Source organism: Vibrio sp. 1557, from assembly GCF_033340175.1.
GTDB classification, from domain to species: Bacteria; Pseudomonadota; Gammaproteobacteria; order Enterobacterales; family Vibrionaceae; genus Vibrio; species Vibrio alginolyticus.
Genome location: NZ_JAWOVZ010000318.1, coordinates 1 through 1003, shown reverse-complemented (window position 1 = coordinate 1003; position 1003 = coordinate 1). Strand labels below are relative to the sequence as shown.

Sequence of the window (1003 nt, the reverse complement as noted above, 5' to 3'; positions counted from 1 at the left end):
TGACGGATGATGCCAGCCGCATCTTGCTCATTCAGACTTAATAACAAAATGGCCGCTTTCTCTTCACCAGTAATGGTGGAGGCATCAAACTCAACTGGCATGCCTGCGCCGTTTTCATCTTGAGGTACGATATCGTTAGCCATTTTCGTTCATCCAGTTTTTCACAACTTGAGCCGCTAGCTCTGGTTCGTTCGCTACAAGTGCACGAACCGCTTTCAGTACGTCTTCATCTTTATGAAGGTTAGGCAGATCGATACTTGAACCAAATTCAAACAGCTCACTGCTTTCAATGTCGCTACCAATTAGGCTGGTTTCGCCATCGGCACCAATTGGCAAGCCGTCTGGGCCGTACATTTCATCGTCGTCATCACCAGCTGGGTTAAGCAGTTTCTTCATTGCAGGGCGAACCAGTACAAGCACAACCACGATGATAACTAAAGCGCTGGCGAACCAACGAACCCAATCGTTGAAGTTCGGGTGTTCCCAAATCGGTTGGTCAACAAGCTGCTCGGTTTCTGGCTCGGCAAACTTGACGCTCAATACGTTAAGTAAATCACCACGAGATTGATCAAAGCCGACGGTGCCAATCAACACCTGACGAATCGCGTTGATTTCACCTTCCGACATTGGTGTGTAAGTCACTTCACCTGTATCTGGATTAACTTGGCGACGGTCTTTGATGGCAACCGAAACAGTCTGGCGCGCCACGGTGCCCGTTTGCTTACGCTCATGGCTAATCGTGGTATCTAGCTCGAAGTTGCGGGTCGATTCTTTACGTACAGAGCCTTGCCCCATTACCGAGCCGTCTTTCATTTGCGCGACGTCTTGCGGAATAGAAGCATCCGCCGGAGGCTGATTACTAAGCGCACCCGGAATGCCTGCTACCATGTTGCCGTTGTTGTAATCTTCTAACGCGTACTCGCTGCGGGTCGATGGCGTATTTGGGTCGAAACGTTTACGAGTTTGCTCAACCGCACTGAAATCCATTTGGATATCCACTTGC

Annotated in this window: 1 protein-coding gene and 1 pseudogene; both read right to left on the bottom strand. The window is 49.7% G+C overall.

Going from position 1 to position 1003, the window contains the following annotated elements; genetic code table 11:
* Positions 1–143: pseudogene (locus R7070_RS26765) on the bottom strand (flagellar motor switch protein FliG); the annotation flags it as partial.
* The coding region (locus R7070_RS26760) for a flagellar M-ring protein FliF C-terminal domain-containing protein (RefSeq protein ID WP_318141598.1) at positions 136–1003 on the bottom strand (868 nt) is incomplete at its 5' end. The gene R7070_RS26760 and the pseudogene R7070_RS26765, both read right to left, overlap by 8 nt.